Source organism: Burkholderia sp. ABCPW 11 (assembly GCF_001523445.1).
Taxonomy (GTDB): domain Bacteria; phylum Pseudomonadota; class Gammaproteobacteria; order Burkholderiales; family Burkholderiaceae; genus Burkholderia.
In genome coordinates this window covers 232,221-257,970 of record NZ_LOVM01000008.1, presented here as the reverse complement: position 1 = coordinate 257,970, position 25,750 = coordinate 232,221, and the positions used below count along the sequence as shown (strand labels likewise).

General features: G+C 67.5%; 31 protein-coding genes. 17 read left to right on the top strand and 14 right to left on the bottom strand.

Annotated elements, in window-relative coordinates:
- Positions 1-20: 20 nt before the first annotated feature.
- Together WS61_RS05265 and WS61_RS05260 are read left to right on the top strand one after the other, a co-directional pair.
- Positions 21-1,205, top strand: a complete 1,185-nt coding sequence (locus WS61_RS05265; protein ID WP_059499556.1) for an amidohydrolase family protein — start codon at positions 21-23, stop codon at positions 1,203-1,205.
- A 107-nt stretch (positions 1,206-1,312) separates the two neighbouring features.
- Positions 1,313-1,777 (top strand): nuclear transport factor 2 family protein, encoded by a 465-nt coding sequence (locus WS61_RS05260; protein ID WP_373557110.1) that lies wholly within the window; start codon positions 1,313-1,315, stop codon positions 1,775-1,777.
- A gap of 35 nt (positions 1,778-1,812) precedes the next feature.
- On the opposite strand, the gene WS61_RS05255 is transcribed toward WS61_RS05260, so the two are convergent.
- Positions 1,813-2,676 (bottom strand): LysR family transcriptional regulator, encoded by an 864-nt coding sequence (locus WS61_RS05255; RefSeq protein WP_034205875.1) that lies wholly within the window; start codon positions 2,674-2,676, stop codon positions 1,813-1,815.
- Positions 2,677-3,242: 566 nt separating this feature from the next.
- Between WS61_RS05255 and WS61_RS05250 the strand changes: the two genes are divergently transcribed.
- Both WS61_RS05250 and WS61_RS05245 read left to right on the top strand, forming a co-directional pair.
- A complete protein-coding gene (locus tag WS61_RS05250) occupies positions 3,243-4,046 on the top strand; it encodes an ABC transporter substrate-binding protein (RefSeq protein ID WP_059499554.1) in 804 nt (267 codons plus the stop codon).
- 32 nt (positions 4,047-4,078) lie between these two features.
- Positions 4,079-4,927, top strand: a complete 849-nt coding sequence (locus WS61_RS05245; RefSeq protein ID WP_059499553.1) for a phytanoyl-CoA dioxygenase family protein — start codon at positions 4,079-4,081, stop codon at positions 4,925-4,927.
- Between the two features lie 78 nt (positions 4,928-5,005).
- On the opposite strand, the gene hutC is transcribed toward WS61_RS05245, so the two are convergent.
- Positions 5,006-5,743, bottom strand: a complete 738-nt coding sequence (gene hutC / locus WS61_RS05240) for a histidine utilization repressor (RefSeq protein ID WP_059499552.1) — start codon at positions 5,741-5,743, stop codon at positions 5,006-5,008.
- A gap of 31 nt (positions 5,744-5,774) precedes the next feature.
- Positions 5,775-6,317, bottom strand: a complete 543-nt coding sequence (locus tag WS61_RS05235) for a helix-turn-helix domain-containing protein (protein ID WP_059499551.1) — start codon at positions 6,315-6,317, stop codon at positions 5,775-5,777.
- 132 nt (positions 6,318-6,449) lie between these two features.
- On the opposite strand from WS61_RS05235, the gene WS61_RS05230 reads away from it, so the two are divergent.
- From WS61_RS05230 to WS61_RS05220, 3 genes are read left to right on the top strand one after another with little or no spacing between them, the layout of a single operon-like run.
- Positions 6,450-7,232, top strand: coding sequence for an aldolase (locus WS61_RS05230; RefSeq protein WP_059499550.1), 783 nt, complete (start codon positions 6,450-6,452; stop codon positions 7,230-7,232).
- 50 nt (positions 7,233-7,282) lie between these two features.
- Positions 7,283-8,179 (top strand): dihydrodipicolinate synthase family protein, encoded by an 897-nt coding sequence (locus WS61_RS05225; protein ID WP_059499549.1) that lies wholly within the window; start codon positions 7,283-7,285, stop codon positions 8,177-8,179.
- Positions 8,176-8,880, top strand: a complete 705-nt coding sequence (locus tag WS61_RS05220; RefSeq protein ID WP_059499548.1) for an MOSC domain-containing protein — start codon at positions 8,176-8,178, stop codon at positions 8,878-8,880. Before WS61_RS05225 ends, WS61_RS05220 begins: the two co-directional genes overlap by 4 nt.
- A 16-nt stretch (positions 8,881-8,896) precedes the next feature.
- Here WS61_RS05220 and WS61_RS05215 read toward each other — a convergent pair whose 3' ends face one another.
- Positions 8,897-9,658, bottom strand: a complete 762-nt coding sequence (locus WS61_RS05215) for an SDR family oxidoreductase (protein ID WP_059499547.1) — start codon at positions 9,656-9,658, stop codon at positions 8,897-8,899.
- Between the two features lie 407 nt (positions 9,659-10,065).
- Here WS61_RS05215 and WS61_RS05210 point away from each other — a divergent pair, with 407 nt between their 5' ends.
- The 3 genes from WS61_RS05210 (at position 10,066) to WS61_RS05200 (ending at position 12,992) form a co-directional block, all read left to right on the top strand.
- Positions 10,066-10,773 carry a YceH family protein gene (locus tag WS61_RS05210; RefSeq protein ID WP_059499546.1) on the top strand — a complete coding sequence of 236 codons (708 nt, stop codon included), beginning with the start codon at positions 10,066-10,068 and terminating at the stop codon, positions 10,771-10,773.
- Positions 10,774-11,025: 252 nt separating this feature from the next.
- A complete protein-coding gene (locus WS61_RS05205; protein ID WP_059499545.1) occupies positions 11,026-12,156 on the top strand; it encodes a 3-deoxy-7-phosphoheptulonate synthase in 1,131 nt (376 codons plus the stop codon).
- 407 nt (positions 12,157-12,563) lie between these two features.
- A complete protein-coding gene (locus tag WS61_RS05200; protein WP_059499544.1) occupies positions 12,564-12,992 on the top strand; it encodes a PRC-barrel domain-containing protein in 429 nt (142 codons plus the stop codon).
- Between the two features lie 56 nt (positions 12,993-13,048).
- On the opposite strand, the gene WS61_RS05195 is transcribed toward WS61_RS05200, so the two are convergent.
- The 8 genes from WS61_RS05195 to dapF all read right to left on the bottom strand — a co-directional run bounded on the left by WS61_RS05195 (position 13,049) and on the right by dapF (position 19,285).
- A complete protein-coding gene (locus WS61_RS05195) occupies positions 13,049-13,801 on the bottom strand; it encodes an SDR family NAD(P)-dependent oxidoreductase (RefSeq protein WP_059499543.1) in 753 nt (250 codons plus the stop codon).
- 40 nt (positions 13,802-13,841) lie between these two features.
- Positions 13,842-14,357, bottom strand: a complete 516-nt coding sequence (locus WS61_RS05190; RefSeq protein ID WP_059499542.1) for an Ohr family peroxiredoxin — start codon at positions 14,355-14,357, stop codon at positions 13,842-13,844.
- A gap of 25 nt (positions 14,358-14,382) precedes the next feature.
- On the bottom strand, positions 14,383-15,138 hold the full coding sequence (locus WS61_RS05185) for an SDR family oxidoreductase (protein ID WP_059499541.1): 756 nt from the start codon (positions 15,136-15,138) through the stop codon (positions 14,383-14,385).
- Positions 15,139-15,343: 205 nt separating this feature from the next.
- Positions 15,344-16,348, bottom strand: a complete 1,005-nt coding sequence (locus tag WS61_RS05180) for a LysR family transcriptional regulator (protein ID WP_059499540.1) — start codon at positions 16,346-16,348, stop codon at positions 15,344-15,346.
- A gap of 110 nt (positions 16,349-16,458) precedes the next feature.
- The gene (locus WS61_RS05175) at positions 16,459-16,863 is read right to left on the bottom strand and encodes a cupin domain-containing protein (RefSeq protein ID WP_059499539.1); all 405 of its coding nucleotides are present in this window, start codon (positions 16,861-16,863) and stop codon (positions 16,459-16,461) included.
- A 63-nt stretch (positions 16,864-16,926) separates the two neighbouring features.
- Positions 16,927-17,406: a carboxymuconolactone decarboxylase family protein gene (locus WS61_RS05170; RefSeq protein WP_059499538.1), complete on the bottom strand. Its 480-nt coding sequence runs from the start codon at positions 17,404-17,406 to the stop codon at positions 16,927-16,929.
- A 185-nt stretch (positions 17,407-17,591) separates the two neighbouring features.
- A complete protein-coding gene (locus tag WS61_RS05165) occupies positions 17,592-18,479 on the bottom strand; it encodes an RNA polymerase sigma-70 factor (protein WP_059499537.1) in 888 nt (295 codons plus the stop codon).
- Positions 18,476-19,285, bottom strand: coding sequence for a diaminopimelate epimerase (gene dapF, locus WS61_RS05160; protein ID WP_059499536.1), 810 nt, complete (start codon positions 19,283-19,285; stop codon positions 18,476-18,478). The genes WS61_RS05165 and dapF overlap by 4 nt, the downstream gene beginning before the upstream one ends.
- A 269-nt stretch (positions 19,286-19,554) precedes the next feature.
- On the opposite strand from dapF, the gene WS61_RS05155 reads away from it, so the two are divergent.
- The 3 genes from WS61_RS05155 (at position 19,555) to WS61_RS05145 (ending at position 22,681) form a co-directional block, all read left to right on the top strand.
- On the top strand, positions 19,555-21,633 hold the full coding sequence (locus tag WS61_RS05155) for a carbon starvation CstA family protein (protein WP_059499535.1): 2,079 nt from the start codon (positions 19,555-19,557) through the stop codon (positions 21,631-21,633).
- Positions 21,634-21,645: 12 nt separating this feature from the next.
- Positions 21,646-21,852, top strand: a complete 207-nt coding sequence (locus WS61_RS05150; RefSeq protein ID WP_011881067.1) for a YbdD/YjiX family protein — start codon at positions 21,646-21,648, stop codon at positions 21,850-21,852.
- A 208-nt stretch (positions 21,853-22,060) separates the two neighbouring features.
- A complete protein-coding gene (locus WS61_RS05145; protein ID WP_059499534.1) occupies positions 22,061-22,681 on the top strand; it encodes a hemolysin III family protein in 621 nt (206 codons plus the stop codon).
- 45 nt (positions 22,682-22,726) lie between these two features.
- Here the strand turns inward: WS61_RS05145 and WS61_RS05140 are convergent, their stop codons facing one another.
- Complete coding sequence (locus WS61_RS05140) at positions 22,727-23,161, bottom strand: nuclear transport factor 2 family protein (RefSeq protein WP_059499533.1); 435 nt, start codon at positions 23,159-23,161, stop codon at positions 22,727-22,729.
- Between the two features lie 154 nt (positions 23,162-23,315).
- Positions 23,316-23,669: a DOPA 4,5-dioxygenase family protein gene (locus tag WS61_RS05135; protein ID WP_059499532.1), complete on the bottom strand. Its 354-nt coding sequence runs from the start codon at positions 23,667-23,669 to the stop codon at positions 23,316-23,318.
- A 264-nt stretch (positions 23,670-23,933) separates the two neighbouring features.
- Between WS61_RS05135 and WS61_RS34700 the strand changes: the two genes are divergently transcribed.
- The 4 genes from WS61_RS34700 to WS61_RS05120 all read left to right on the top strand — a co-directional run bounded on the left by WS61_RS34700 (position 23,934) and on the right by WS61_RS05120 (position 25,668).
- Positions 23,934-24,104, top strand: coding sequence for a hypothetical protein (locus WS61_RS34700; protein WP_157692677.1), 171 nt, complete (start codon positions 23,934-23,936; stop codon positions 24,102-24,104).
- Between the two features lie 52 nt (positions 24,105-24,156).
- Complete coding sequence (locus WS61_RS05130) at positions 24,157-24,534, top strand: hypothetical protein (RefSeq protein WP_059499531.1); 378 nt, start codon at positions 24,157-24,159, stop codon at positions 24,532-24,534.
- A gap of 223 nt (positions 24,535-24,757) precedes the next feature.
- Positions 24,758-25,237, top strand: a complete 480-nt coding sequence (locus WS61_RS05125; RefSeq protein ID WP_059499530.1) for a hypothetical protein — start codon at positions 24,758-24,760, stop codon at positions 25,235-25,237.
- A gap of 170 nt (positions 25,238-25,407) precedes the next feature.
- Positions 25,408-25,668 carry a hypothetical protein gene (locus tag WS61_RS05120; protein ID WP_006485063.1) on the top strand — a complete coding sequence of 87 codons (261 nt, stop codon included), beginning with the start codon at positions 25,408-25,410 and terminating at the stop codon, positions 25,666-25,668.
- Positions 25,669-25,750 lie beyond the last annotated feature (82 nt).

The following is a 25,750-nucleotide window of genomic DNA, read 5'->3' as shown; positions in this document are numbered from 1 at the left end:
TCGACCCGACCGGACCCGACATGACGAACCTGCTGATCCGCAATGTCCGCACGAACGCCGACGCCGCGCTCGATATCCTGATCGAAGGCGATCGCATCGCGCGCGTCGGCCCGTCGCTCGATGCGTCCGCCGGCTGCGCGATCGAGGACGGCGCGGGCGCGTTGGCGCTGCCCGGCCTCGTCGAAGGCCATACGCACCTCGACAAGACCCACTGGGGGATGCCGTGGTATCGCAACCAGGTCGGGCCGCGCCTCGTCGACCGCATCGAGAACGAGCGCCACTATCGCGCGACGAGCGGCCATGACGCGGGCGCCGCATCGCTCGCGCTGGCGCGCGCATTCCTCGCGGCCGGCACGACGCGCATCCGTACCCACGTCGACGTCGATACCCAGGCCGGGCTGCGCCACCTGAACGGCGTGCTGGCCACGCGCGAGACGCTGCGCGGGCAGGTCGAGATCCAGATCGTCGCGTTTCCGCAATCGGGTGTCCTCAAGCGGCCGGGCACCGATGCGCTGTTGTCCGACGCGCTCGACGCCGGCGCCGACCTGCTCGGCGGGCTCGATCCGTGTGCGATCGAAGGCGATCCGGTCGAGGCGGTGGACATGCTGTTCGCGATCGCCGCGCGCCACGGCCGCGGGCTCGACATCCATCTGCACGAGCGCGGGTCGATGGGCGCGTACTCGCTCGACCTGATCCTGCAGCGCACGGCGGCTCACGGCATGCAGGGAAAGGTCACGATCAGCCATGGTTTCTGCCTGGGCGATATCGCCGAACGCGAGCGCGATGCGCTGCTCGCGCGGATGGCCGAGCTCGGCGTCGCGATCGTCACGACCGCGCCGGCCTCGGTGCCGGTGCCGCCGGTGGCCGCGTGCCGTGCGGCGGGCGTGACCGTGATCGGCGGCAACGACGGCGTGCGCGATACGTGGACGCCGTACGGCTCGCCCGACATGCTCGAGCGCGCGATGCTGATCGGCATGCGCAACGATTTCCGCCGCGACGATGCGCTCGAAGTCGCGCTCGACTGCGTGACGCACGGCGCGGCGCGCGGCTGCGGCTTCGCGGATTACGGGCTGCAGCCGGGCTGCCGCGCGGACGTCGTGCTCGTCGATGCGCTGACCTTCGCCGAGGCCGTCGTCGCGCGGCCGGTGCGGCGTCTCGTCGTGTCGTCCGGGAAGATCGTCGCGCGCAACGGCGCGCTGGTCTGAGAGCAGGTGGCGCGCTCGGGTGCGTCAACGCGTCCGGGCGTGCGTGGTCGGTGTCCTCGGTATGATCGGGCCTTCAACGATTCGACCGGGAGATCGAGATGCGACGCATGGCAGCAGTACGGGAGACACGATGGATCGCGGCGGCGATGTTCGCGGTGACGGCCGCGCATGCCGTGGCAGCCGGCGCGAGCGACGCGCAGCAGGAGGCCAATCGCCGCACGGTGCTGGCGTTCTACGAGAAAGGCTTGAACGAGAAGGATGCGGACGCCGCGCTCGCGTATGTCGGCGATCGCTACGTGCAGCACAACCCGAACGCGGCCGACGGGCGCGACGGTTTTCGCCAGTTCGTCGCGTTTCTGCGCGACAAATATCCGCAGTCGCACAGCGAGATCAAACGCGCGTTCGTCGACGGCGACTACGTGATCCTGCACGTGCACGCGGTGCGCGAACCCGGCACGCGCGGCAGCGCGATCATGGACATCTTCCGGCTCGAGCACGGCAAGATCGTCGAACACTGGGACGTCAACCAGCCGGTGCCCGAGCAGGCGGCGAACGGCAACACGATGTTCTGACGCGGGGCCGTGCGCCCGGATCGGGCGCATTTCGCTTACCGCCCTTCGAGTTCCAGCATCGCCGCGAGCGTCTTCGTCAGCGCGCCGACCATCGGGTCGGCCGTCGGCCGGTGCAGGATCGCGATGTCCATGTGCTCGATCGGCGCGAAGCCCTGCTTCGCGGTCAGCACCACATGCTCGTCCGTCACCACGCGCGCGGGCAGCACGCTGATGCCGAGGCCGTCCGCGACGGCCGCCTGGATCCCGCTCAGGCTCGACGTCGTGAAGCTGATCCGCCAGCGGCGGCCGCGCTCCTCGATCGCCTTGATCATGTCGTCGCGGTACAGCCCGCGCGGCGGGAACACGACGATCGGCACCGGGTCGAGATCGATCGACGGATGCTTCGCGCTGTCGATCCAGCGCAACTTCTCGGGCCAGCGCACGACCGCCTCGCGGCTGTCGCGCCGCTGCTTGATCAATACGAGATCGAGTTCGCCGCGATCGTACGCGGCGCTGATGTCGCGGCTCAGCCCGCACGTCACTTCGAGCTTCACCTGCGGATGCTCGCGCTTGAACGCCGCGAGCGCATGGGTCGTGCGGCCCGCCGCGAAATCGTCGGGTACGCCGAGCCGGATCGTCAGCGCGACCGTCGCGCCCGACAGCGCCTCCAGCATCTCGTCGTTCAGCGCGAGCATGCGCCGCGCATAGCTGAGCACCGTCACGCCCGCGTCGGTCGGCCGCACGTCGCGCGTGCCGCGGTCGAGCAGGCGGTGGCCGGCGATTTCCTCGAGCCGGCGCACCTTCTGGCTGACCGTCGACTGCGTCGAATGCAGGCGCGCGGAAGCCGTCGTGAAACTGCCGCAGTCGGCGACCATCACCAGCGCGCGCAGCAGGTCGATGTCGAACAGGGGTCTATTCATTTTTGTACTTCTGTGGATTCGAGCATTTCGTTTTCAAATGCGTGCGACGACTTTTAACATGGCCGCACATCGCAGGCAATCGCGGTTTCGCCGGACCCGGCGCGGGATTTCGCGACGCCACGGGCGGCGCAGATCGGGTGGGGGCGGGAGGGGCGAGTTGGTTACGACTGCCTCTGAGGTCGTTTTCGATGCGGTATAGGCTGCCTCGTCGATTCCGCTGAGGTCTCCTCGTTGAGGCTCCGCTCTGATCGCATGTCCAGACATCGGGTGCGCGGTGGATATTCGGACAAGCGCCCGCTATGGGGGACGTGCGACACACAGGGTAAACACCCGCCAATCCCGTAAATCAGCCATAAATAAAGCGTCGCCCGGTCTTTCCGCGTCCGCTTGACCTCGGTCCATCCCGTCTCCGCTTCCTTCCGCTTGCGCTCGAAAATCTAGCGGTCTAGACTGCATCGCAGTTTCATCGAAGTCCCCATCTTTCGCGCCTCGTACCGGCATGCCGTCGCGGCGCCTTCACCGGACGCCGGCTCCGCCCGCCGCGTCGAGACTTTCAAGGACACGCCATGAACCGTACCGCCAAGTTCCTCGTTACCGCGCTGGCGTTCGCGCCGCTCGCATCGTTCGCGCAGGACACGTCGACGATCCGCTGGGGTATCGATCCCACGTATCCGCCGTTCGAGGCGAAGCAGCCCGACGGCTCGCTCGCCGGCTTCGACATCGACTTGCGCAATGCGATCTGCGAGCAACTGCATGCGAAGTGCGTGTGGGTCGAGCAGGGCTTCGACGGGATGATCCCGGCGCTGCGCGCGCGCAAGTTCGACGTGATCATGTCCGCGATGACGGCCACCGACGAGCGGCTCAAGCAGATCGACTTCTCGAACAAGCTGTATGCGTCGCCGGGCGCGCTCGTCGCGCCGGCCGGCTCGAAGCTGCTGCCGACCGCCGCGTCGCTCGCCGGCAAGCGCGTCGGGATCGACCAGGGCACGACGCAGGAGGCGTACGCGAAGGCCGAATGGGCGACCAAGGGCGTGACGATCGTCTCGTACCAGAATCAGGACCAGGTGTATCAGGATCTCGTCAACGGCCGCCTCGACGCGACCTTCCAGGACAAGACACAGGCCGGCTATTCGTTCCTGAAGACGCCGCGCGGCAAGGGCTACGCGTTCGCGGGCCCGGACGTGACCGACGTGCGGATCACCGGCTACGGCGTCGCGATGGGCATACGCAAGGGCGACGCCGACATGAAGAAGCGGCTGAACGACGCGATCGCCGCGATTCGTGCGAACGGCACGTACCAGAAGATCGCCGCGAAATACTTCGACTTCGACATCTACGGCGCGAAGCAGCAACTGACTTCGGCGCCGTGACCCCCGTGACCCATTCGATCGACAGGTACACCATGACGAATATCCAGGAGCGCGTCGCGCAAGCCGTGACGCCCGAACTGATCGCCGCGTTCCGCGACGAAGGCGCGGTTTGCATCAAGGGCATCTTTTCGCCCGACGAAGTGGCCGCGTTGCGGGCCGGCATCGACGCGAACCTCGCGCAGCCGAGCGAACGCGCGAAAGTCGCGAGCCGGCCCGACGATCCGGGCTGGTTCTTCGAGGATTTCTGCAACTGGCAGCACAACGACGCGTATCGCGACTTCATCGTGCGCTCGCCGGCGCCGTCGGTCGCCGCCGCGCTGATGGGCACGGACAACGTGCGGCTGCATCACGACCATCTGCTCGTGAAGGAGCCCGGCACGCGGCAGCGCACGCCGTGGCACCAGGACCAGCCGTACTACAACATCGAAGGCGACGACAACGTCAGCATGTGGATTCCGGTCGACCCGGTGCCGCTCGAATCGACGCTGGAATTCGTCGCCGGCTCGCATCGCGGGCCGTGGCTGATGCCGCGCACGTTCATGGACAAGGAGGCGAAGTGGTTCCCGGAAGGCAGCCTCGCCGATCTGCCCGACATCGAAGCCGACCGTGCGGCCTTCCCGATCCGCCGCTGGGCGCTCGAACCCGGCGACATGGTGTGCTTCCGGATGCTGACGCTGCATGCGTCGGGCGGCACGCGGAACCGCCGGCGCGCGTTCTCGATCCGCTTCGTCGGCGACGATGTCCGTCACGCGCCGCGCCGCTGGAAAACGTCGCCCGATTTTCCCGGGCTCGCGGAACAGCTGGCCGACGGCGCGCCGCTCGATCACCCGCTGTTTCCGGTCGTGTGGTCGCGCGCGGCGGGGCAGGTTGGCGCGATCTGACCCGACGTCACGAATGAACACGGCGGCCGTTTCATCATGAAACGGCCGCCGTGCGTGTCGGGGGCGTGCGACGAAGGATCAGGTCGGGTGGCGCCCCGCGCCCGGCTTGAAGCGCGAGCCGAGCCGGTAGCGGTTGCCCGGATGCAGGAAGTGCACGAACGTGACGGGCAGCCCGTCCGTCCACGTGCGGCGCGTGAGCGTGAGGCACGGCTCGTCGGCGCGCATGTCGAGCAGCCGCGCCTGTTCGCCGGTGGGCAGCGACGCGTCGACGACGTGCTCGATTTCCAGTTCGTAGTGCGACACGTTGTTGTACAGGTACTCGGATGGCGGCTCGATCCGGAAATCCTGATCGATGAAGCCGGGCGCGGCAGCCGGGTTGACGTAGCGATCCTCGAGCTGGATCGGGCGGCCGTTTTCCTCGTGCACGCACACCACGTGAAAGACCGGCGTATTGACCGGCAGGCCGAACGCGGTCGCGACGTCGAACGACGCGGGCTCGCGCGCCTGGCTGAGCACGCGGCAACGGTATTCGTGCCCGCGCGCACGGATCTCGTCGCGGATATGCGCGATCATCAGCAGGTTCGACTGCGGCTTCGCCTCGGCGACGAACGTGCCGACCCCTGCGATGCGCTTCAGCACGCCTTCCTCGGTCAGCTCGCGTAGTGCGCGGTTGACCGTCATGCGCGCGACGCCGAACTGCGCGGCGAGATCGAGTTCGGACGGAATGCGGTCGCCGGGGCGCCAGTCGCCGGACTCGACGTTCTGGCGAACGAGCGTCTTGATCTGCTGGAACGGTGCGGTGGTCCTGGTGACCATCGGAAGATCCTTGCGCGAAGAAGTGACGAGGCTAGTCGTCGTGGCTGACGATGACCAGAATCTCCGCCTGCGCGGTGCCGAGGCTGCGCGTGCGGTGGGGAATGAGTGCGTTGAAATAGACTGAATCGCCGGTCCTGAGTTGCACCGTCTCGTTCGGGAATTCGATTTCGACCCGGCCCTTGTGCACGAACAGGAATTCCTCGCCTTCGTGCTCGCGGAACGTCGACGCGACGAATTCGTGCGGCGGATGCACGACGAACGGCAGCATCTTCTTCGGCGCGACGCCGGCCGCGATGCTCTCGAAACGGTGCGCGTGGCTGTCGGTCGCCCCGCCCATCGCGGTGCGCTCGCCGGCGCGCGTGACCGTGATCAGCTCGCGGTTGCCGCTTTCCGAGAACAGTTGCTCGACGTCGACGTTCAGCGCCTTCGACAGCTTCAGCGCGACCGCGATCGACGGCACGCTCAGGCCGCGCTCGACCTTCGACAGGTAGCTCTTGGTGAGGCCAGTCTCGTCGGCCAGCACGTCGAGCGTCCAGCCTTTCTGTTTTCTGAGCAGCTTCAGGCGAATCGTCATGGGGCGGCAGGTGTCCTTCGAAAAACCGATTGTAACGCATGACACAAAGTGTCATTCGGTGTATTGTGTGTCATATGCTCGGGAAAACGGCCGCGAACGGCGCGGCAGACCCGGTGCATTCAGGAGGCGAATATGGCGGAAACGCTGAATTTGACGAAGGAAGCGCTGGTCGCGCTGGCGGAGCGGCGCCTTGAAAACGAAGCGGGCGACAGCGGCTGGTCCGCGCGGCAAAAGCTCGCGCTGACGTGCCGGATCCTGTTCGACGCCGGCCACGACTCGGGCTTGGCCGGGCAGATCACCTGCCGCGCGGATGCGGCCGGCACCTACTACACGCAGCGGCTCGGGCTCGGCTTCGACGAGATCTCGGCCGCGAACCTGTTGCGCGTCAACGAGGATCTCGACGTCGTCGATGGCGAAGGCATTCCGAACCCGGCCAACCGGTTCCATACGTGGATCTATCGCGAGCGCCCGGACGTGAACTGCATCATCCACACGCATCCGGCGCATGTCGCGGCGCTGTCGATGCTCGAGCAGCCGCTCGTGGTGTCGCACATGGACACCTGCCCGCTGTACGACGATTGCGCGTTCCTGAAGGACTGGCCGGGCGTGCCGGTCGGCAACGAGGAAGGCGAGATCATTTCGAAGGCGCTCGGCAGCAAGCGCGCGATCCTGCTGTCGCATCACGGCCAGCTCGTGGTCGGCAAGACGATCGAAGAGGCGTGCATTCTCGCGCTGCTGATCGAGCGCGCCGCGAAGCTGCAACTGCTCGCGATGTCGGCCGGCGAGATCAAGCCGGTGCCGCCGGCGCTCGCGCGCGAAGCGCACGACTGGATCTCGAAGCCGAAACGCGATGCGGTGACGTTCGACTACTACGCGCGCCGCGCGTTGCGTACGCATCGGGACTGCGTCGCGTAAGCGGGCGTACCGTTCCGGTCCTGTCAGACAATCATTGAGGAATACGAATCGTGTCAATTCTGATGAAGGGCATCATTGCCTACCCGGTTACGCCGTTCTCCGCCGATGGCGGCGTCGACCTGAGCGCGCTCGATGCATTGATCGAGCGCCTGATCGCCGACGGTGTTCACGCGATCGCCCCGCTGGGTAGTACCGGCGAAAGCGCCTACCTGTCCGACGCCGAATGGGAGGCCGTCGCCGCCGCGTCGATCCGCGCGGTGCGCCGGCGCGTGCCGACTGTCGTCGGAATTTCCGATCTCACCACGGCTGGCGCGGTGCGCCGCGCCCGCTTCGCCGAGCAGGCCGGCGCCGATGCGGTGATGGTGCTGCCGGTGTCGTACTGGAAGCTCGGCAACGACGAGATCGTCGCGCACTACCGCGCGATCGGCGAAGCGATCGGCATCCCGATCATGCTGTACAACAACCCGGCGACGAGTGGCGTCGACATGTCGCCGGACCTGATCACGACGATCTGCCGCACCGTCGACAACGTGACGATGGTCAAGGAGAGCACCGGCGACATCGGCCGGATGCACCGGCTCGCGCAATTGAGCGACGGGACGATCCCGTTCTACAACGGCAGCAATCCGATGGCGCTCGCCGCGCTGGCCGCGGGCGCGGCCGGATGGTGCACGGCCGCGCCGAACCTGAATGCCGCGTTGCCGCTCGCGTTGTTCGACGCGATGCGCGCCGGCGATCTCGAGCGCGCCCGATCGGTTTTTCACGCGCAGTTGCCGTTGCTGCAGTTCATCGTCAACGGCGGATTGCCGGTGACCGTGAAGGCCGGGTTGAGGCTGCGCGGCTTCGACGCCGGCGAACCGAGACGGCCGCTGCTGCCGCTCGGCGAAGCACGCACGCGCGAACTCGAACGACTGCTCGCGGCGCTGCCGGACGGTGTGGCCGCATGAGCGACGACGCCCGGCCGGCGATCGCGGCCGCCATCGGCGCGGTGCGGATCGGCGCGAGCCGTCCGCTCGCCGGCACGCCGCACGCAAGCGCGATCGACAAGCAGCCGGTGGATGCGCGCCTGTGGCTGGGCGCGCTCGGCTTCGCCGGCGACGCGCAGGCCGATGCGCGGCATCACGGCGGCCCCGACAAGGCCGTTCATCACTATGCGCACGATCACTACGCGTGGTGGGCCGGGCAGATCGGCGCGCGCGACGTGCTCGCCCGTCCGGGCGCGTTCGGCGAGAACCTGTCGACGCGCGGCATCACCGAGCACGACGTGTGTCTCGGCGACGTGTTCACGCTCGGCGGCGCGGTACTCCAGGTCTCGCAGTCGCGGCAGCCGTGCTGGAAGCTCAACGTGCGTTTCGACCATCCGCGGATGGCGGCGCTCGTGCAGCAAAGCGGCCGGACGGGCTGGTACTACCGCGTGTTGCAGGAGGGCTGGGTGGCGGCGGGCGATGTGCTCGCGCTGCACGAGCGCCGCTACCCGCAATGGCCGCTGTCGACGGTGCTCGACGTGCTGTATCGACGCACGCTCGACATGGCCGCGCTCGATGCGCTGTGCGACGTGCCGTTGCTGCCGCCCGGCTGGCGCAGCATGCTGGAAAAGCGCCGGACGGCGCGGCAGGTCGAAGACTGGACGAAGCGGCTCGAAGGATGACGCGCCGCGTCCGATGCTACTTCGTCGGCAGGTTGCGCACGTCGGCCGTCGGCTCGTTGCCGAATGCGTCGCTCAGCGTATAGCCGATCAGTTGTCGGGCGGTTGCCTCGGGCGTGGCGAGCGCGCCGCTCGACTTCAGCTCGTCGAATTTGTCGCGCATCGGGAAATTGTCTTTGCCGGTCGCGCGGATCGTGGCCTGCATGCCCGTGTCGACGACGCCCGGCGCGACGCTGCAGATGCGCAGCGCGCCGTTCGCGTCGAGCGCGACGGCGCGCGCATGGTGATCGAGCGCGGCCTTGGTCGCGCAGTAGACGCTCCAGCCCGCATACGCGTTGCGGGCAGCACCGCTCGACAGGTGCACGATCCGGCATTCGGTCGCGGCAGACGCGGCCTGTGCGAGCGCGGCCGACAGCATCAGCGGCGCGGCGACGTTCAGGCCGACCGCGCGGGCGACGATCGCCGGGTCCTGCGCGGCGAGCGGGCCGATCGGATCGACGATGCCGGCGTTGTTGAACAGCAGCACGAGCGACGCGCCGTCGACGAAGCGGCGCAGGGTGTCGCCGGCCAGCCAGGTCGCGATGGTCTTCGAGTCCGACAGGTCGAGTTCGACCTCGGCGAAGCGCTCGCCGGCCTGCGACGCGAGCGACGGATGACGGCTGCGCGACACGCCGAGCACGGCGATGCCTTCCTGCAGCAGTTGTTCGGCGAGCGCCGCGCCGACGCCGCGCGTATGTCCGGTGACGATGGCGCGCACGGGTGCGGAAGAAGATGCAGTCATGGTGGTGAACCGGTGAGGGAGTGAACGGGTTTGGCGAGCGGCGCGCGGCACGGCGGCAGCGCATTCAACGCGGGTAATGCGTGGTATCGACGCGTGAAGGCGATCGCGCGCGGCGCCGCTGATATCGGGATGAACATCTATCGTAGCGCCGGCATGCGCGTCGCGCAAACGCCCGGGCGTGCGCGAAGGATGAATCTGCGGTGCCGTGCACATGCATCGCCGCGTTGCGTCGCCCGCTATCGGGCGCGCCGCTACGTCCGACGAAAGCCCGCTGCGGCACGTGCGCGCGCCGGTGCGGCGAGTGGCGCCGGGCCGTGCGTCGCGAGCTATCATATGGCTCGCCCGTGCGCGATGCCGGACGGGCAGCGACTGTTTCCCTTCACCTGCTGCACGCTGCGACGCCACTCATGAACACCACGCCGGATATGCCCACGCCCCGCGCTCTTCGCGAACTCACGCCTCTCGAGGCCCGCATTCTCGGCGTGCTCGTCGAGAAACAGCACACCGTGCCGGATACCTACCCGCTGTCGCTGAACGCGCTGACCGCGGGCTGCAACCAGAAAACCGCACGCTCGCCGGTGATGAACGTCAGCGAGGACGAAGTCACGACCGCGCTCGACGGGCTGAAGCACTTGAGCCTCGTGATGGAGGGCAGCAGCAGCCGCGTGCCGCGTTTCGAGCACAACATGAACCGCGTGCTCGGCATCCCGAGCCAGGCGATCGCGCTGTTGACGATCCTGTTGCTGCGCGGCCCGCAGACGGCCGCCGAGTTGCGCCTGAACAGCGCGCGCCTGCACGGCTTCGCGGATATCTCGTCGGTCGAGGCGTTCCTCGACGAGCTCGCGGCGCGCGCGCAACCCCTCGTCGTCCGGCTGCCGCGTGCACCGGGCGCACGCGAGAACCGCTGGATGCATCTGATGTGCGGCGCGGTGAACGTGGCCGATTTCGCGAGCGCGGATGCCGGCGGCGCGGATGCGGTGCCGCCTTCCGAATTCGAAGCGCTGAAGGCCGAGCAGAAACGCCTCGCGGACGAAGTGGCGCGGCTGAATGCGCTGGTGCAGCGGATGGCTGGCGAACTGGGCATCGACGTCGGCGCGCAGGGCGACGCGGGCTGATCGCGTTCCGATGCAGTGATGGCGGGGCTCGCGCACCGCCGCGTTACTTCAGCTTGATGCCGTCGGCGGCCATCTCGGGCGCGGAGCCGAGGTCCGCGTTGACGCGCCGCCCCTGTTCCGTGCGAACTGCTCCGACAGGTCGTGGACGATGCCATGCGGCCCGTCTTCGGCCGGCGTGTCGGCTGCCGCCTCTCCCGGGTGCCATAATCGAGCCTGCCCATCATTCCAGATAGACGTCCCCGGAGAATCGCCATGCAGAACCTCGACAATCCTTCCCACGATCGCGAGGTAGGCAGCGCCGACGCGACGCAGGACACCACGCGCATCGACGACGTCCGCATCGGTGCCGTGCGTCCGCTGATTTCCCCGGCGCTGTTGCTCGACGAACTGCCGGTGCCGGCCGCCACGCAGACGCTCGTCGAGGATACGCGCTGCGCGATCGGCGATATCCTGCACGGTCGCGACGACCGGCTGCTGCTCGTCGTCGGCCCGTGCTCGATCCACGATCACGACCAGGCGCTCGATTACGCGCGCCGCCTGAAGGCCGCCGCCGACGCGCTGAAGGACGACCTGCTGATCACGATGCGCGTCTACTTCGAGAAGCCGCGCACGACGGTCGGCTGGAAGGGATACATCAACGATCCGCGTCTCGACGGCAGCTTCCGCATCAACGAAGGGCTGCGCGCCGCGCGGCAACTGCTGCTCGACATCAACGCGCTCGGCCTGCCGGCGTCGACCGAATTTCTCGATCTGCTGAGCCCGCAGTACATCGCCGACCTGATCGCGTGGGGCGCTATCGGCGCGCGCACGACCGAGAGCCAGAGCCATCGTCAGCTCGCGTCGGGGCTGAGCTGCCCGATCGGCTTCAAGAACGGCACCGACGGCGGCGTGCAGGTCGCGTCGGACGCGATCGTCGCCGCAGCAGCGAGCCATGCGTTCATGGGGATGACGAAGATGGGGATGGCCGCGATCTTCGAGACGCGCGGCAACGACGATGCGCACGTGATCCTGCGCGGCGGCAAGAACGGGCCGAACTACGATGCGGCGCACGTCGAAGCGAGCTGCGCGGTGCTGCGCAAGGCCGGCTTGCGCGAACAGGTGATGGTCGACTGCTCGCATGCGAACTCGAACAAGTCGCACGAGCGGCAGATCGAGGTGGCGCAGGATCTCGCGCGGCAACTGTCGCAGGGCGAGCACCGGATCGTCGGCGTGATGGTGGAGAGCCATCTCGAGGCCGGCCGCCAGGATCTGAAGCCGGGCGTGCCGTTTCAGTACGGCGTGTCGATCACCGATGCGTGCCTGAGCTGGACGCAGACGGAACCGGTGCTCGACGTGCTGGCGGAGGCGGTGCGGCATCGCAGGGTGTATTCGCGCAATGCGTGACGCAGCGGGGCGGCGCGGCGGCGTGCCGGCCAACGCGTCGTTCGGCGCGCCGCGAAGATCGGGTGGCCATCTGCGAGGTTGTCCTGATCGACGGGCCGCGGCGTCATTTTTTCGCGCTGCGCGCCCGGCTGTTCTGCGTGGTCATTGATCCCGATCCGGTTCGCCCCACCCGCCGCATCGCACCCCGAACGCACGATCCGTCGATTGCCGCTACCATGAACGACGTGTTGCACGCTGCGGCCCGGCCATGCCGGTCCGCCACGCACACACGCCGTGGCGGCGAGGCCGGCCGCCACGCGACCGACGAAGCGCGGGGCGGCCATCCGCGGGGTGCTCACCGGTCAGCCGTTGCACCCGTGTCGCTTCGTTCCCGGAATCCACAACAACCGAACCGGAGTGCAACGCATATGAAGTTCTACAAGACCCTCCTCGCAGCAACCGTCCTCGCCTCGAGCGTCGGCGCGCACGCGCAGATCGCGGGTGCGCAGCCGATCAGCGTGACCGTCGAGCAATCGCAGGCGCTGCTCGAAGGCTGGAGCGTGAAAAAGAGCGTGCTCGGCAAGACCGTGTACAACGACGAGAACCAGAAAGTCGGCAAGGTCCGCGACCTGATCGTCGCGCCGGACGGCTCGGTGTCGGCCGCGATCGTGTCGGCCGGCGGCTTCCTCGGCGTGGCCGCGCACGACGTCGCGGTGCCGATCGCGTCGCTCGACGTGCGCAACGGCAACATCTATCTGCCCGGTGCGACCAAGGATGCGCTGAAGGCCACGCCGGCGTTCCAGTACGCGAAGGTGCCGTCGCCGCCGAAGCCGAAGAAGCTCGACGAAAAGCACTGATTGGCCATCTCGCGCGGCACGCGTCGTACGTCGCGTGCCGCGCGTCCTCGCGACGGTCAGGTTGCGTCGAGTCCGCCGTCGACCGTGATCACCTGCCCCGTCATCCATGCCGCCTGTGGCGACGCGAGCGACACGATCCAGTTTGCGACGTCCGCGGGCTCGCCGCGCCGGCCAAGCGGAATGCGCGTGCGCTCCTGCGCCTTGATCGCTTCGATCTCGGGTGCCGACAGCTTCATCCGTTCCGACAGGAAGTCCGTTTCCGTCGGGCCTGCCGCGACGGCGTTCACGCGTACGCCCGCCGATGCGAGCTCGAGCGCCCAGCAGCGCGTCAGATGCTCGAGCGCGGCCTTGCTCGCTGCATAGTGCGACAACAGCGCCGCGGCCTTGTGTCCGAACGTGCTCGACACGTTGACGATGCTGCCGCGGGCTGCTTTCAGGTGCGGCAACGCGGCGGTCGCGAGCATCGACGGTCCGAGCGTATTGACCGAAAAAATCGCGCTGATCGTTTCGAAGGTAGCCTGCTTGAGCGGCAGGATTGCACCCGCGCCCGCATTGTTGACCAGCACATCGAGCCGCCCCGCCAGTGCGACCGCTTCGTCGATCGTGCGCGCGGCATCGGCCGGATCGCCGGCATCCGCGACCACGTAGTCGATACCTGGCGCGCTGCGCGCGGCTGCGGACAGCGCATCTTCGCGGCGGCCCGTGATGACGACGCGCGCGCCTTCGCGTGCGAACGCGACGGCCGCTGCCAGCCCGATGCCGGCACCGCCGCCGGTAATGAGGACCACCTTGTTGTCGAATGACTGCATGACTTTCCCGTGAGGACGATGGGTTGAATGTGCGTGCCGTTTAGCGTTCGGACGCATCGTCCGCCGGCGCGAGCGCCACGACGTGGCTGATTCCCTCGTGCGCCATCTTCGTGTACGGACAGAAACGCTCCGTATTGCGGACGAGTTCTTCCGCCACCGCGCGTTCGACGCCCGGCAACTGCACGCGAATGGTCGCGTTCAGCATGAACAGCCCGTCCATCGGATCGCGACAGAAGTCGATCGATGCTGATACCGATGCGCCGGCGATCGACACGCCCGCCCGTGCAGCCAGCAGGCTCAGCGCGCCGTGAAAGCACGCCGCATAGCTGGCGGCGAACAACTGCTCCGGGTTCGGGCCGTCGCCGGGCCCGCCCAGCGCGGACGGCAGGCGCAGCTCGATGTCCAGGCGTCCGTCGTCGGAACGGGCGACGCCCGATGCGCGGCCGTGCTCGGCTGCCCCGCCCGTGACGGTCACCGTCGTCGAGTACAGCGTCTGCGGTTCCCGTCCGCGATACCGGTCGAGCAGCGACAGCGGCGGCGGGCGCAGCGGCGTCATGGCGTGCGTGATCCGGCTGCGGCGTTCAGCGCACGAGCTCGTTCTGCCGGAACCACGCGTCGAAGGTCGTCGCGCCGAGGCGTGCACCGGGCGCCGGCACGAGGGTGTCGTCCTGCAGCAGCGCGCCGAAGTAGTCGGCCTCCGCATCGCGCGTCACCGTCCGCGCGTCGTGCGTGGCCGCCAGGAAACGCTCGACCAGATCCGCGATCCGCACGCGCTCGGGGCCGCCGATCTCGGCGATGCCGTTGCGCGGCGCGTCGAGCGCGAAGTCGGTCACGGCGGCCGCGACGTCGTCCGATGCGATCGGCTGGAAGTGCGCGGTGGTCAACCGGACCGTGTCGCCTTGCGTGCCAGCCTGCGCGATCGCCCCGACGAATTCGAAGAACTGCGTCGAGCGCACGATCGTGTACGGCACGCCTGCGTCGCGGATCAGGTTTTCCTGAATGATCTTGCCGCGGAAATACGCGCTCTGCTGCAGCCGGTCGGTGCCGACCACCGACAGCGCGACGTGATGGCGTACGCCGGCCGCGCGCTCCGCGGCGAACAGGTTGCGCCCCGACGCCTCGAAGAAGGCCTTCACGGCCGCTTCCTCGAACGACGGCGAATTCGCGAGATCGACGACGACTTCCGCGCCGGCGAGCGCGTCGTCCAGCCCCGTACCCGTGATCGTATCGACGCCGGTCGACGGCGCGGCCGCCACCGCGTCGTGGCCGCGTGCGATGAGGTTCCTGACGACCTTGCTGCCGATGAGGCCGGTACCGCCAATCACGACGATTTTCACGATTGCTCTCCTTGAACGGGCGCGCGACATGCGCGCCGCTTGAACCTGCCGAAACCGGCGTCCGTCGCGCTCGCGCGATCGGGCCGGTGTCTTGCCGAACGGCGCAGCGCCGTACTCGCGTGCGTGTCGAACAGCCCGCATCGTAGGCATGCGCCGCGTGATCCGGTAGAGGCCTGCAAGCCCTCACCGTGTTGCTGCGAATGCATCAATCGACCGTCTCCAGCGGCGCCATCGTCGTCATCGTGGCCGGGCACTGCAGGTCGCGCGCACGCGTCTGTTCGATCATGTAGTCGATGAACACGCGGATACGCGTGGGCAGGTGCTTGCGGCTCAGGTAGCAGAGGTAGTGGCCGCCGTCGTCCGGCGCATGCTGGCCGAGACAGCTCACCAGCCGGCCGTCGGCGAGCAGGTCGCACACCTGGTACGCCGGCAGTTGCGCGATGCCGAGCCCGTCGAGCGCCGCGCGCACGACGAGATCGATGTCGTTGAACGTGTGATGCGCGGCGAGCTGGCGCTGTTGCGTCAGTCCGTCGATCCTGAATTCCCATTCCGTCACGCGGCCCGACGCAGTGCACAGGTTGATGCAGCGATGCCGAGCGAGGTCGTCGACGTGGCGCGGCAAGCCGTACCGGTGCGCATACGACGGCGACGCACAGACGATCATCTGCATCGGAATCAGCCGGCGCGCGACGATCGCGCTGTCCTCCATGCGGCCGTCGCGAAACGCGACGTCGATGCGGTCGGCCGAGAAATCGGCCGGCCGGTCGTTCAACAGCAGGTCGAGCGTGATGTCCGGATACCGCGCATGGAAATCGCGCAGCAGCGGCGCGACGACCTTGCGGCCGAAACCCGGCGTCGAGCCGATGCGCAGGTGCCCGCTCGGCGGCCCGCTGCGCAGCTCGCGCATGTCCTCGAGCGCCTGCGCCAGATGCTCGATGCCGGGCCGGCAGTTTTCGTAGAAGAGCTCGCCTTCGCGCGTCAGCGACACGCTGCGGGTCGTGCGCTGGAACAGGCGTGCGTCGAGCCGGTCCTCGAGCCGTTGCACGTGGCGGCTGACGGACGAGCGGCCGACGCCGAGGCGATCGGCGGCGCGCGCGAAGCTGCCTTCGGTGACGACGGCCAGAAAGGTGACCACGCCGGCATAGCAGGTCGAGAAACTGCGCGCGAACGGATCGTCGGCATCGGGGCGGCGAATGGAGGTGTCGGGCATGGAGGCGCTGGAATCGTGGTGTCCGTATGCGACTAGACGTTTCAGCGTTGCCGCCTGTGACACCGCCCGCCGCATTTTTTCGAAAAAGGTGCGGGCGACGTGCGAGCCGGCTATTTTTCCGGCACGAGCACGGGTGCGCCCTTGTCCTTCAACAGCAGCACGATGAACTTCGCGGGCCGGGTCCGGCTCGCGTTGCGTCCGACCGTGTGCAAGTCGTTCCGGCCCTCGTAGAAGGTCTCGCCCGGCTTCAGCGTGACGGGCTCGCCGCCCTTCACCTGCATCACGATCGAACCTTCGACCACATAGACGAACGCGTCGGCGTGGTGGCGGTGGACGGGATCGACCGCGCCGGGCGGATACTCGACCGAAATCATCAGCGCTTCCTTGCCCGGGTACGCGTCGAGCGGCTTCGTCATCAGCGGCGTGACGATGGCCGAGGGCGCCGCGCGAACGGCGCCGGTCGCGGCGCCCGCGACGACGAGCGCGGACGCGATCACGTGTTTCATGCGAATCATGGTGGTGGCTTCCGGTGGGCCGCCGGCCGACGGCCGGCAGCGAAGGAGGGCGGCGGGAGGCCGTTAAGCGAGATTCGCCTTGTCGAGGCCGAACGCCTTGTCGGACGACCCCGGCACGGTCCGGAACGCGACGTTCGCGCGGTTCCAGCCGTTGATCGCCATCACTTCGAACGTCAGGTCCGACAATTCCTTTTCGGAGAGCTGGCCGCGCACACGATCGTAGAGATCGTCCGGCACGCCGTGCTCGGGCAGTTTCGTCAGGACTTCGGTCCATGCGAGCGCGGCCCGCTCGCGCGGCGAGAAGAGCGTCGATTCGCGCCACGTCGCCAGATGGTGCAGGCGCAGCTCGCGCTCGCCGTGGATGCGCGCTTCCTTCACGTGCATGTCGACGCAGAACGCGCAGCCGTTGATCTGGGATGCGCGGAGCGACACGAGATCCCGGATCGATTCCTCGATCGCGCTGTTGCGCAGCTGGTTGCTGAGTTCGAGGAATGTCCTGAACAGCTCGGGCGACTGTTGAATGTAGTTGATACGCTGCGTCATGATTTCTCCTGGCGACGAAGAGGCTGGCCCGCGGTGCGCGGGTGTCGTGGGCGGCAGGGCGCCGCGCGAAATCATCTTAGGAGTGTGCGCCGGTGCGCGGTAGCCACGCACGGGGACGCATCGTGTTGCGCGCGCTGCACCAATCCGCGCTCGACCGTGGCCGCGGCCGGCGCGCGATGCACGCGTCAGCCGGCGGCGGAGGCAGCGGCGATGCGGGCGAGCTTGTCGGGGTTGCGTTGCACGAGAATCCGGCCGATGCGCGTACCGTCGGTCTCGAACGACATCGCCGCTTCGAGTCGTCCGTCGATGAAGCGCAGCAGCGCCCACTGGCCGTTGAGCACGACCGGCCGCATCTCGACACCGCTGCCGCAGCGCAACCACGTCGCATAGAACAGTTGAGCGATTCGCCGGCCGCCGACCATCGGTTTCGGGAAGCTCTGGACGTGACCGCCGCCGTCGCCGATCAGCATCGCATCTTCGGCGAGCAGCGCCTGGATCGACGGGAAGTCGCCTTGCGCGAGCGCCTGCGTGAACGTCTGCAGCAGCCGGCGATGCGTTTCGTGCGGCACCGCATGCCGCGGCAGGGTATCGTCGCGCAGCCGCGCCCGGGCCCGGCTGACGAGCTGCCGGCACGCGGCTTCGGTCTTGCCGATCGCCTCGGCGATCCGGTCGTAGTCGAACTCGAAGATTTCATGCAGCAGGAACGCCGCGCGCGCTTCCGGCGTCAGCCGTTCGAGCAACAGCAGGTACGCCACCGACACGTCGTTCGCGCGCTCCGCCATTTCCTCGGGCGTCGCGGGCGATTCGCCGAGTTCCGGTTCGGGCAGCCAGATACCCGTGTAGTGCTCGCGCCGGAGCTTCGCCGCGCGCAGGCGATCGATCGACGTCCGCGTCGTGACCGCGACGAGCCATGCCTCGGTGTTCTCGATGCTGTCGCGCGCCGCGTCGTGCCAGCGCAGCCACACGTCCTGCACGATGTCCTCGGCATCCGCGACGGAACCGAGCATCCGGTACGCGATCTTCTGCAGGCGCGGGCGCAGCGCGTGGAAAGTTCGTGCGTCGTCGGGCGTCACAGCCACACTCCGTCGAACCCGAACGTCACGGGCCCGCTCAGGAACGCGCTGCCCGCGCCGCCCCATCGAACCGTGACGTCGCCGCCGTCGCACGTCACCCGCACGGTGTCGTCGAGCAGCCCGCGCCGGATCCCGTTGACCACCGCGCCGCACGAACACGAGCCGGAGCCGAGCGGCACGCCGCCGCCGCGTTCCCAGATGCGTAGACGGATATGCGTGCGGCTGACGATCTGCACGAAATGGACGTTGGTCTTCAGCGGAAACAGCGGATGGGCTTCGATCGGCGGGCCGAGCGCTTCGATGTCGAGCGCGGCGACGTCGTCGACGAAGAACGTGCAGTGCGGATTGCCCATGCTGCATGTGGCCGGCGCACCGGGCAGCGGCAGCGCGAGCGTGTCGACGGCTTCCGAGAGCGGCACGTCCTGCCAGCCGAGCCGGGGCGCGCCCATTTCGACCGCGATCGGCCCGTCCGCCTCCTGCGCACAGTGCAGGCGCCCGCGATTCGTGCGCAGCACGACCGAGGCCGCGCCGGTTTCCCGCATCAGCTTCCATGCGACGCCGCGCGTCGCGCTGCCGCAGGTATCGAGCGCCGAGCCGTCGGGATTCCAGAACGCGACGCGCGCGGCTGCGTCGTCGCCGTCCGAGATTACCGCGAGCTGGTTGAAACCGATGCCGCGACGCCGATCGCCCATGCGCCGCACGAGGTCGCGATCGATGCGCTGCGCGGGATCGTGTTCCCGGCCGCGCAGGTCGACGATGACGAAGTCATCGCCATTCGCGTTCATCTTCTGAAATCCGATCGGCATGGCGGTTCCGGAATGGAGGCAGGCAAATACTGTACGTGGCTCGCCGGTCGCGGGCAATCGCGGCCCGATGGCATGCAGGCGCCACGCATCTACGTAATTCTACGTAGATTCTCATACGTAGTTATCCGCTTGTAAGGGGCCCCCGTCGCGCGGAATACTACGGCCCATCGCCGCGGTCTCTGCGAGGCCGCGGCACGACGCATCGACGTCACGCGGGTTCGGCCCCTCGCCGTATCCACTCAAAAACACATTGGAGACCAGGAGACGCCATGAATCGGGCTTCCAGTACCCTGCTCTGGATCGCGGTCGCGCTGCTCGGCGCGTTCGCATTCGGCACGATCGCGCTTGCACACGGCGAGCGCGTCAGTGCCCTCTGGATCGTGATCGCCGCAGTCTGCGTGTATCTGATCGCGTATCGCTTCTACAGCCGTTTCATCGCCAGCAAGGTCATGCAGCTCGACGGGCTGCGGATGACGCCGGCGGTCAAGTACAACGACGGCCTCGACTACGTGCCGACCAACAAGTACGTGCTGTTCGGCCATCACTTCGCCGCGATCGCCGGCGCCGGGCCGCTGGTCGGCCCCGTGCTCGCCGCGCAGATGGGCTACACGCCCGGCATGCTGTGGATCCTGGCCGGCGTCGTGTTCGCCGGCGCGGTGCAGGACTTCATCGTGCTGTTCATCTCGACGCGCCGCGACGGCCGTTCGCTCGGCGACCTCGTCAAGATGGAGCTCGGCACGGTGCCCGGCGTGATCGCGCTGTTCGGCGCGTTCCTGATCATGGTGATTATCCTCGCGGTGCTCGCGCTGATCGTCGTGAAGGCGCTGACCAATTCGCCGTGGGGCACGTTCACCGTCGCCGCGACGATTCCGATCGCGCTGTTCATGGGCGTCTATACGCGCTACATCCGCCCGGGCCGCATCGGCGAAGTATCGATCATCGGCTTCGTGCTGCTGATGGCGTCGATCGCGTTCGGCCAGACCGTGCACGACTCGCCGGCGCTCGCCGCGTGGTTCACGTTCAGCGGCACGCAGCTCACGTGGATCCTGATCGGCTACGGCTTCGTCGCGTCGGTGCTGCCGGTGTGGCTGCTGCTCGCGCCGCGCGACTATCTGTCGACGTTCCTGAAGATCGGCACGATCCTCGGCCTCGCGATCGGCATCCTCGTCGTCGCACCGGAACTGAAGATGCCCGCGCTGACGAAGTTCGTCGACGGCACGGGCCCGGTGTGGTCGGGCAATCTGTTCCCGTTCCTGTTCATCACGATCGCGTGCGGCGCGGTATCGGGCTTCCACGCGCTGATCTCGTCGGGCACGACGCCGAAGCTGATCGATAACGAAACCAACGCGCGCTTCATCGGCTACGGCGCGATGCTGACGGAATCGTTCGTCGCGATCATGGCGCTGGTGGCCGCGTGCGTGATCGAGCCGGGCATCTACTTCGCGATGAACGCACCGGCCGCCGTGCTCGGCTCGACGCCGGAAGCCGTCGCGAACACCGTCACGCAATGGGGCTTCGTGCTGACGCCCGACATGCTCACGCAGACCGCGAAGGCCGTCGGCGAAACTACGATCATCGCGCGCGCGGGCGGCGCGCCGACGCTGGCCGTCGGCATGGCGCACATCCTGCACCAGGTGATCGGCGGCGAGGCGATGATGGCGTTCTGGTATCACTTCGCGATCCTGTTCGAGGCGCTGTTCATCCTGACGGCCGTCGATGCGGGCACGCGCGCGGGCCGCTTCATGCTGCAGGATCTGCTCGGCACGTTCCACCCGGCGCTCAAGCGCACCGAGTCGTTGCCCGCGAACCTCGTCGCCACCGCGCTGTGCGTGGCCGCGTGGGGCTACTTCCTGTACCAGGGCGTGGTCGATCCGCTCGGCGGCATCAACACGCTGTGGCCGCTGTTCGGCATCTCGAACCAGATGCTCGCCGCGATCGCGCTGGTGCTCGGCACCGTCGTGCTGTTCAAGATGAAGCGCGAGCGCTATGCGTGGGTGACGATCGTGCCGACCGTGTGGCTGCTGATCTGCACGCTGACGGCCGGCTGGCAGAAGATTTTCGACGCGAACCCGAAGGTCAGCTTCCTCGCGCACGCCGCGAAGCTGCAGGCCGCGGTGGACGAAGGCAAGGTGCTCGCGCCGGCGAAGTCGATCGCGCAGATGAAGCGCATCATCTTCAACGACTACATCGATGCGGCGCTGGCCGGGCTGTTCATCTTCGTCGTGCTCAGCATCGCGGTGTACGGGCTGATCGCCGTGCTGCGCGCGCGCCGCGAGTCGAAGCCGACCGTGCGCGAGACGCCGTACGAAGCGATGCCGGCCGCGCAGGCGCTCGGCAGCGGACGTTGACGGGAGGCCGCGATGTTCACCGATCTCGGCAGCGACCTGCGCAGTGCGGGGCGTTACCTCGGGCAGGCGTTGCGGCTGATGGTCGGCCTGCCCGACTACGATACCTACGTCGCGCACATGCGCGACACCCACCCGGACCGCGAGCCGATGACGTACGAGGAATTCTTCCGCGAGCGTCAGAATGCGCGGTACGGGTCGGGAGCAGGGAAGTGTTGCTGAACCGGGCCGTTGCAATGCACTGACGAATCGGTTCGGTATCGAAACGGAAAGCGCCGCGATGGCTATCGCGGCGCTTTTTCTTTGGCGAGCCGGCGGCGCGCATCGCACGGCGCCCGCGCGCCGTTTGCCCGGCCGCAGCGCGGCGGCATCCAGCCGCCAGTATCATGAGGGCTCTTTCTTTTCCCGATGGACCGCAGGAGAACACGTCGTGCATGTCGGTGAGCGTTTCAACAGCATTTCCCATCTCGTCGGCGCGGTGCTGTCGGTGGCAGGTCTCGTCGCGCTCGTGACGATGGGCGCGCTCGAAGGCGATCCGTACAAGGTGGTGAGCTTCAGCGTGTACGGCGCGATGCTGATCCTGCTCTACGCGATCTCGACGGCGTATCACAGCGTGCGCAACCCGCGCCTGAAGGCGATCCTGCAGAAATGCGATCATTCGGCGATCTACCTGCTGATCGCCGGCAGCTACACGCCGTTTACGCTGGTCACGCTGCGCGGCCCGTGGGGCTGGTCGCTGTTCGGCGTGAGCTGGGGGCTCGCCGTGTTCGGCATCGTGCAGGAACTCACGCTCGGGCGCCGCACGCGCCTGCTGTCGATGATCCTGTACGTGCTGATGGGCTGGCTCGCGCTCGTCGCCGTGCGGCCGCTGATCCATGCGCTGCCCCCGATCGGCACCGCATGGCTCGTGGCTGGCGGCGTGATCTACAGCGCGGGGATCTACTTCTTCATCAACGACGAACGCATTCGCCACGGGCACGGCATCTGGCATCTGTTCGTGCTGGCCGGCAGCCTGTGCCAGTTCGTCAGTGTCGCAATGTATGTCGCGTGAACGGCGCGCCGTGCCGCATGGACGAGCGCTTCGGCGCGATGGCGGTCATGCGCGCTCGGCCGTCGATGCTGCGCCGCGCAGCACGTTGAACCCGACCCATCCCCAGTAGACGCGATGATGAGCGATCAGCCCGTCGCGCAGATCCATCACCTCGACGAGATCGACCTGATCGCCTTCCGGCGTTTCGCGCGGATATTCCCACGTCAGTTGCCGTCCGTTCGAAAAGAACACGCCGGTGCGGTACCAGCGTCCGAGCCGGTTTCCCGGATTACGCAGGCCGGCCGCGAAGAATTGGCCGATCGCCGGCTTGCCGCGCAGCATGCCGGAGCCGTGGCCGGGCAGCGCGACGACGATCAGCGGTGTTTCGAGTATCGCATCGTCCGCGTAGAGCGACATCAGCGCGTCGAGATCGCGTGCGACGACGGCGGCGTGCCAGTTCTGATGAATGCGGTGCGCATCGGTATGGTCTGCGAGGGTCATGGCGATGGCGGCAAGCGTGGATAACGGAACCACTGTATCGACGCCCTGCCGCCGGACGTTTCAGCGTGGGCCGAAACGTGGATGCTGCATGTGCCGGACACGATCGTGCGGCCTGCGAGCCCCTCCCTCCGCGGACCTCTCGGTCCGGAGGCCCTCAGCCGCCCAGCGCGCCGAGGTTCAGCTCATGCGACTTGCCGATCCACACCGCGCAATCGCGATGGTCGCGCAGGTCATCGCCGGTATTCGGATGCAGGAAGATGTCGAGCGCGCCGTGATTCAGCACGAGCCACGGCACGATGTCGTCGAATCGCGCGGCGCCGAACGCGATCTGGTACGACCAGGCCGGATGCGGGCCGACGAGGCGTTCGTGAAAGCGCCCGAGTTCGATGGCCGCGCCGAACCGCGCGTCGACGACCTGGCGAAACGCCCAGGCCGCGTCGCGGCTCGCCGCATCGAAATAGACGTGCGCGTGCCAGCTGTCGATGGCGGTAGTGTCGAAGTCGGCCATGGAGAGACTCGATTAAAAAAGGGGAATGCCAGAGATGCCGTGCGAAACGGCCGATGCGTGATTATCGCGCGTCCTCGCCGATTGCGTCGTGTCTCAATCCGGCAAGCCGATGCAGATGATTTGTCCTATATCGAAGAATCGGCTGATCCGATGAGGCCGTCTCGGCAGTATCCGCATGCGCGATATCACGCCGACGCCTTGTGGGCGGGCACAGCGACCGGAATCGCACAGGCAACACGTCATTTCCGAAATCGAAGGAGCGGAATGAGCACCCGTCGAATCGCCGATAAAAATCCGATCAGATCGTTGAATGAAATAAAGAAATTCCATTTCGACGGGATTCGCGAGCGGCGCCGTCCGCACGTCGAATGCGCGGCTGAAAATAACAATTGCGGATTCGGCTATTCAAGCGACATGCGCCCCGACATACGATGATTTCAACGCATCGATGATGGATCGATGCGGGGACAACCATCTGGAGGCCACTATGCGATCCCTCGTTCCCGTTGCCGTTCTTTCCTGCGCACTCGCTGCGCTGCCGGCCGTCGGCTTCGCGCAGTCGATCGGTGCCGGCGACACGCCGCATGCCGCGCCGTTGACCTGGTCGGCGGCGCGTGCCGAAACCGATGTGCAACTGATGCAGATGACGCGTGCCGGCTATCGCGCGACGGCGGCCGGCAACCAGAACTACCCGCTCGCGATGCAGCGGGCGCTCGAGCGCGTGAACAACCCGATGCCCGACCGGTGGCGCGACGAAAAGGCCGCGATGGAAGCGCGGGCGGCCCGCGACGCGCAGAGCGGCCATCCGGTGAAGGCGTTCTTCGTGAAAACCGCGTACTACCTGAAGGGCGAGAACACGTTTTGACGCAGGAAACGAACATGGCATGCCCCGACCGATGGTGCGGCGTGTTGCGTGTGTCGGCGATACGCAGGCTGCCGCAAGCGTGCGCGACGCGACGGCGCGCCGATGTGCACGGCATGCGACATCGGGCGAACACCCTGCGCGACGCGGGCCGCAGCGCTGTCGTGTGCCGCAGTGTGTGGCCCGGGTCGGCGGAGGACGGCGCGTCCGCGAGCGAGGGCGAATCATGAAGGTTGCCCGGAAAGGCCGCCGCCATCCGCCGTTGACGCGCGAATGGCTGCTGCCGCTGCCGCCCGCGCATGCACGCGACATCTCGCTGAAATGCCATATGGCGCTGGTCGCGCTGCGCGGCGAGCACGGTAGCGAAGCGTTGCTGATGCGGTTGCGCACGAGCGTGTATCTGGTGTTCCTCGCGCTCGACGATGCGGTCTCGCCCGACGCGACCATCGACCTGTGCGTCGACGCGGAGCGCGTGCTGGACGCGAGCGTGGCGCGCGCTGCGCAAAGCGGTGCCTGGACGTTGCACGACGACGAATGCGCGGTGCTCGAACGTGTGCTCGCGGCGAACGACGCATGCGTCGCGACGCTCACGCGCCATCGGCTGGCGGAGCTGTGGCGTCATGTCTGCACTTTCGCTTCAGCCGAACAGCCGGGGCTGGTCGCGCAGGCCGCGGCGAAGATGCGGGCGCCGGCCGTTCTGCATTGAGTGGCGGCCCGCGGGCCGTGTTTCATACGCGTCTCATTTCATCGCGCGGCCGCGTGCCGTCTAATGACATGACTGGAACCCCGGCGAGCCGGGCGACGACGATTCATCCTCGCGTTGACGACGAACGTGCGTGTCGACGCGAACGTATTCGTTTCAGTCAGGGAGGAGCGATGGCGCTATACAGGAGCGGCGGCTACTTCACGTGCGGAAGTGGCCGCGCATTCAGCGAGAACCTGCCGCCGGGCAGCAAGGTGACGGTGGCGGGCATCTATCGATGCACCGTGTGCGGCGACGAAATCGGTATTGCGAAAGCGCAGACGTTGCCGTCCGAGGAAGCGCATCCGCACGATCTCGATCCGCCGTCCGACCCGCTGCTCGATCCGGGGCCGACCGCGTGGCAACTGATCGCCGCGGCGGAGTCGCGAAGCTAGGCAATCGACGGCGCGCCTCTGCGCGCAGGCGCGCAAGCGCAATGCGTGACTCGGCGTCCGCCAAAACAAAAAGCGCCACGGA

What these genes read in the sequence shown, in the direction of transcription:
- WS61_RS05135 (WP_059499532.1), bottom strand. Translation starts at nt 23,669, where the DNA reads ATGGCCGACTTCGACACTACCGCCATCGACAGCTGGCACGCGCACGTC.
- WS61_RS05155 (WP_059499535.1), top strand. Translation starts at nt 19,555, where the DNA reads ATGAATCGGGCTTCCAGTACCCTGCTCTGGATCGCGGTCGCGCTGCTC.
- hutC (WP_059499552.1), bottom strand. Translation starts at nt 5,743, where the DNA reads ATGGTCACCAGGACCACCGCACCGTTCCAGCAGATCAAGACGCTCGTT.
- WS61_RS05150 (WP_011881067.1), top strand. Translation starts at nt 21,646, where the DNA reads ATGTTCACCGATCTCGGCAGCGACCTGCGCAGTGCGGGGCGTTACCTC.
- WS61_RS05200 (WP_059499544.1), top strand. Translation starts at nt 12,564, where the DNA reads ATGAAGTTCTACAAGACCCTCCTCGCAGCAACCGTCCTCGCCTCGAGC.
- WS61_RS05130 (WP_059499531.1), top strand. Translation starts at nt 24,157, where the DNA reads ATGCGATCCCTCGTTCCCGTTGCCGTTCTTTCCTGCGCACTCGCTGCG.
- dapF (WP_059499536.1), bottom strand. Translation starts at nt 19,285, where the DNA reads ATGCCGATCGGATTTCAGAAGATGAACGCGAATGGCGATGACTTCGTC.
- WS61_RS34700 (WP_157692677.1), top strand. Translation starts at nt 23,934, where the DNA reads ATGAGCACCCGTCGAATCGCCGATAAAAATCCGATCAGATCGTTGAAT.
- WS61_RS05215 (WP_059499547.1), bottom strand. Translation starts at nt 9,658, where the DNA reads ATGACTGCATCTTCTTCCGCACCCGTGCGCGCCATCGTCACCGGACAT.
- WS61_RS05220 (WP_059499548.1), top strand. Translation starts at nt 8,176, where the DNA reads ATGAGCGACGACGCCCGGCCGGCGATCGCGGCCGCCATCGGCGCGGTG.
- WS61_RS05190 (WP_059499542.1), bottom strand. Translation starts at nt 14,357, where the DNA reads ATGACGCCGCTGCGCCCGCCGCCGCTGTCGCTGCTCGACCGGTATCGC.
- WS61_RS05175 (WP_059499539.1), bottom strand. Translation starts at nt 16,863, where the DNA reads ATGATTCGCATGAAACACGTGATCGCGTCCGCGCTCGTCGTCGCGGGC.
- WS61_RS05140 (WP_059499533.1), bottom strand. Translation starts at nt 23,161, where the DNA reads ATGACCCTCGCAGACCATACCGATGCGCACCGCATTCATCAGAACTGG.
- WS61_RS05125 (WP_059499530.1), top strand. Translation starts at nt 24,758, where the DNA reads ATGAAGGTTGCCCGGAAAGGCCGCCGCCATCCGCCGTTGACGCGCGAA.
- WS61_RS05195 (WP_059499543.1), bottom strand. Translation starts at nt 13,801, where the DNA reads ATGCAGTCATTCGACAACAAGGTGGTCCTCATTACCGGCGGCGGTGCC.
- WS61_RS05205 (WP_059499545.1), top strand. Translation starts at nt 11,026, where the DNA reads ATGCAGAACCTCGACAATCCTTCCCACGATCGCGAGGTAGGCAGCGCC.
- WS61_RS05245 (WP_059499553.1), top strand. Translation starts at nt 4,079, where the DNA reads ATGACGAATATCCAGGAGCGCGTCGCGCAAGCCGTGACGCCCGAACTG.
- WS61_RS05260 (WP_373557110.1), top strand. Translation starts at nt 1,313, where the DNA reads ATGGCAGCAGTACGGGAGACACGATGGATCGCGGCGGCGATGTTCGCG.
- WS61_RS05255 (WP_034205875.1), bottom strand. Translation starts at nt 2,676, where the DNA reads ATGAATAGACCCCTGTTCGACATCGACCTGCTGCGCGCGCTGGTGATG.
- WS61_RS05265 (WP_059499556.1), top strand. Translation starts at nt 21, where the DNA reads ATGACGAACCTGCTGATCCGCAATGTCCGCACGAACGCCGACGCCGCG.
- WS61_RS05120 (WP_006485063.1), top strand. Translation starts at nt 25,408, where the DNA reads ATGGCGCTATACAGGAGCGGCGGCTACTTCACGTGCGGAAGTGGCCGC.
- WS61_RS05180 (WP_059499540.1), bottom strand. Translation starts at nt 16,348, where the DNA reads ATGCCCGACACCTCCATTCGCCGCCCCGATGCCGACGATCCGTTCGCG.
- WS61_RS05210 (WP_059499546.1), top strand. Translation starts at nt 10,066, where the DNA reads ATGAACACCACGCCGGATATGCCCACGCCCCGCGCTCTTCGCGAACTC.
- WS61_RS05230 (WP_059499550.1), top strand. Translation starts at nt 6,450, where the DNA reads ATGGCGGAAACGCTGAATTTGACGAAGGAAGCGCTGGTCGCGCTGGCG.
- WS61_RS05235 (WP_059499551.1), bottom strand. Translation starts at nt 6,317, where the DNA reads ATGACGATTCGCCTGAAGCTGCTCAGAAAACAGAAAGGCTGGACGCTC.
- WS61_RS05250 (WP_059499554.1), top strand. Translation starts at nt 3,243, where the DNA reads ATGAACCGTACCGCCAAGTTCCTCGTTACCGCGCTGGCGTTCGCGCCG.
- WS61_RS05170 (WP_059499538.1), bottom strand. Translation starts at nt 17,406, where the DNA reads ATGACGCAGCGTATCAACTACATTCAACAGTCGCCCGAGCTGTTCAGG.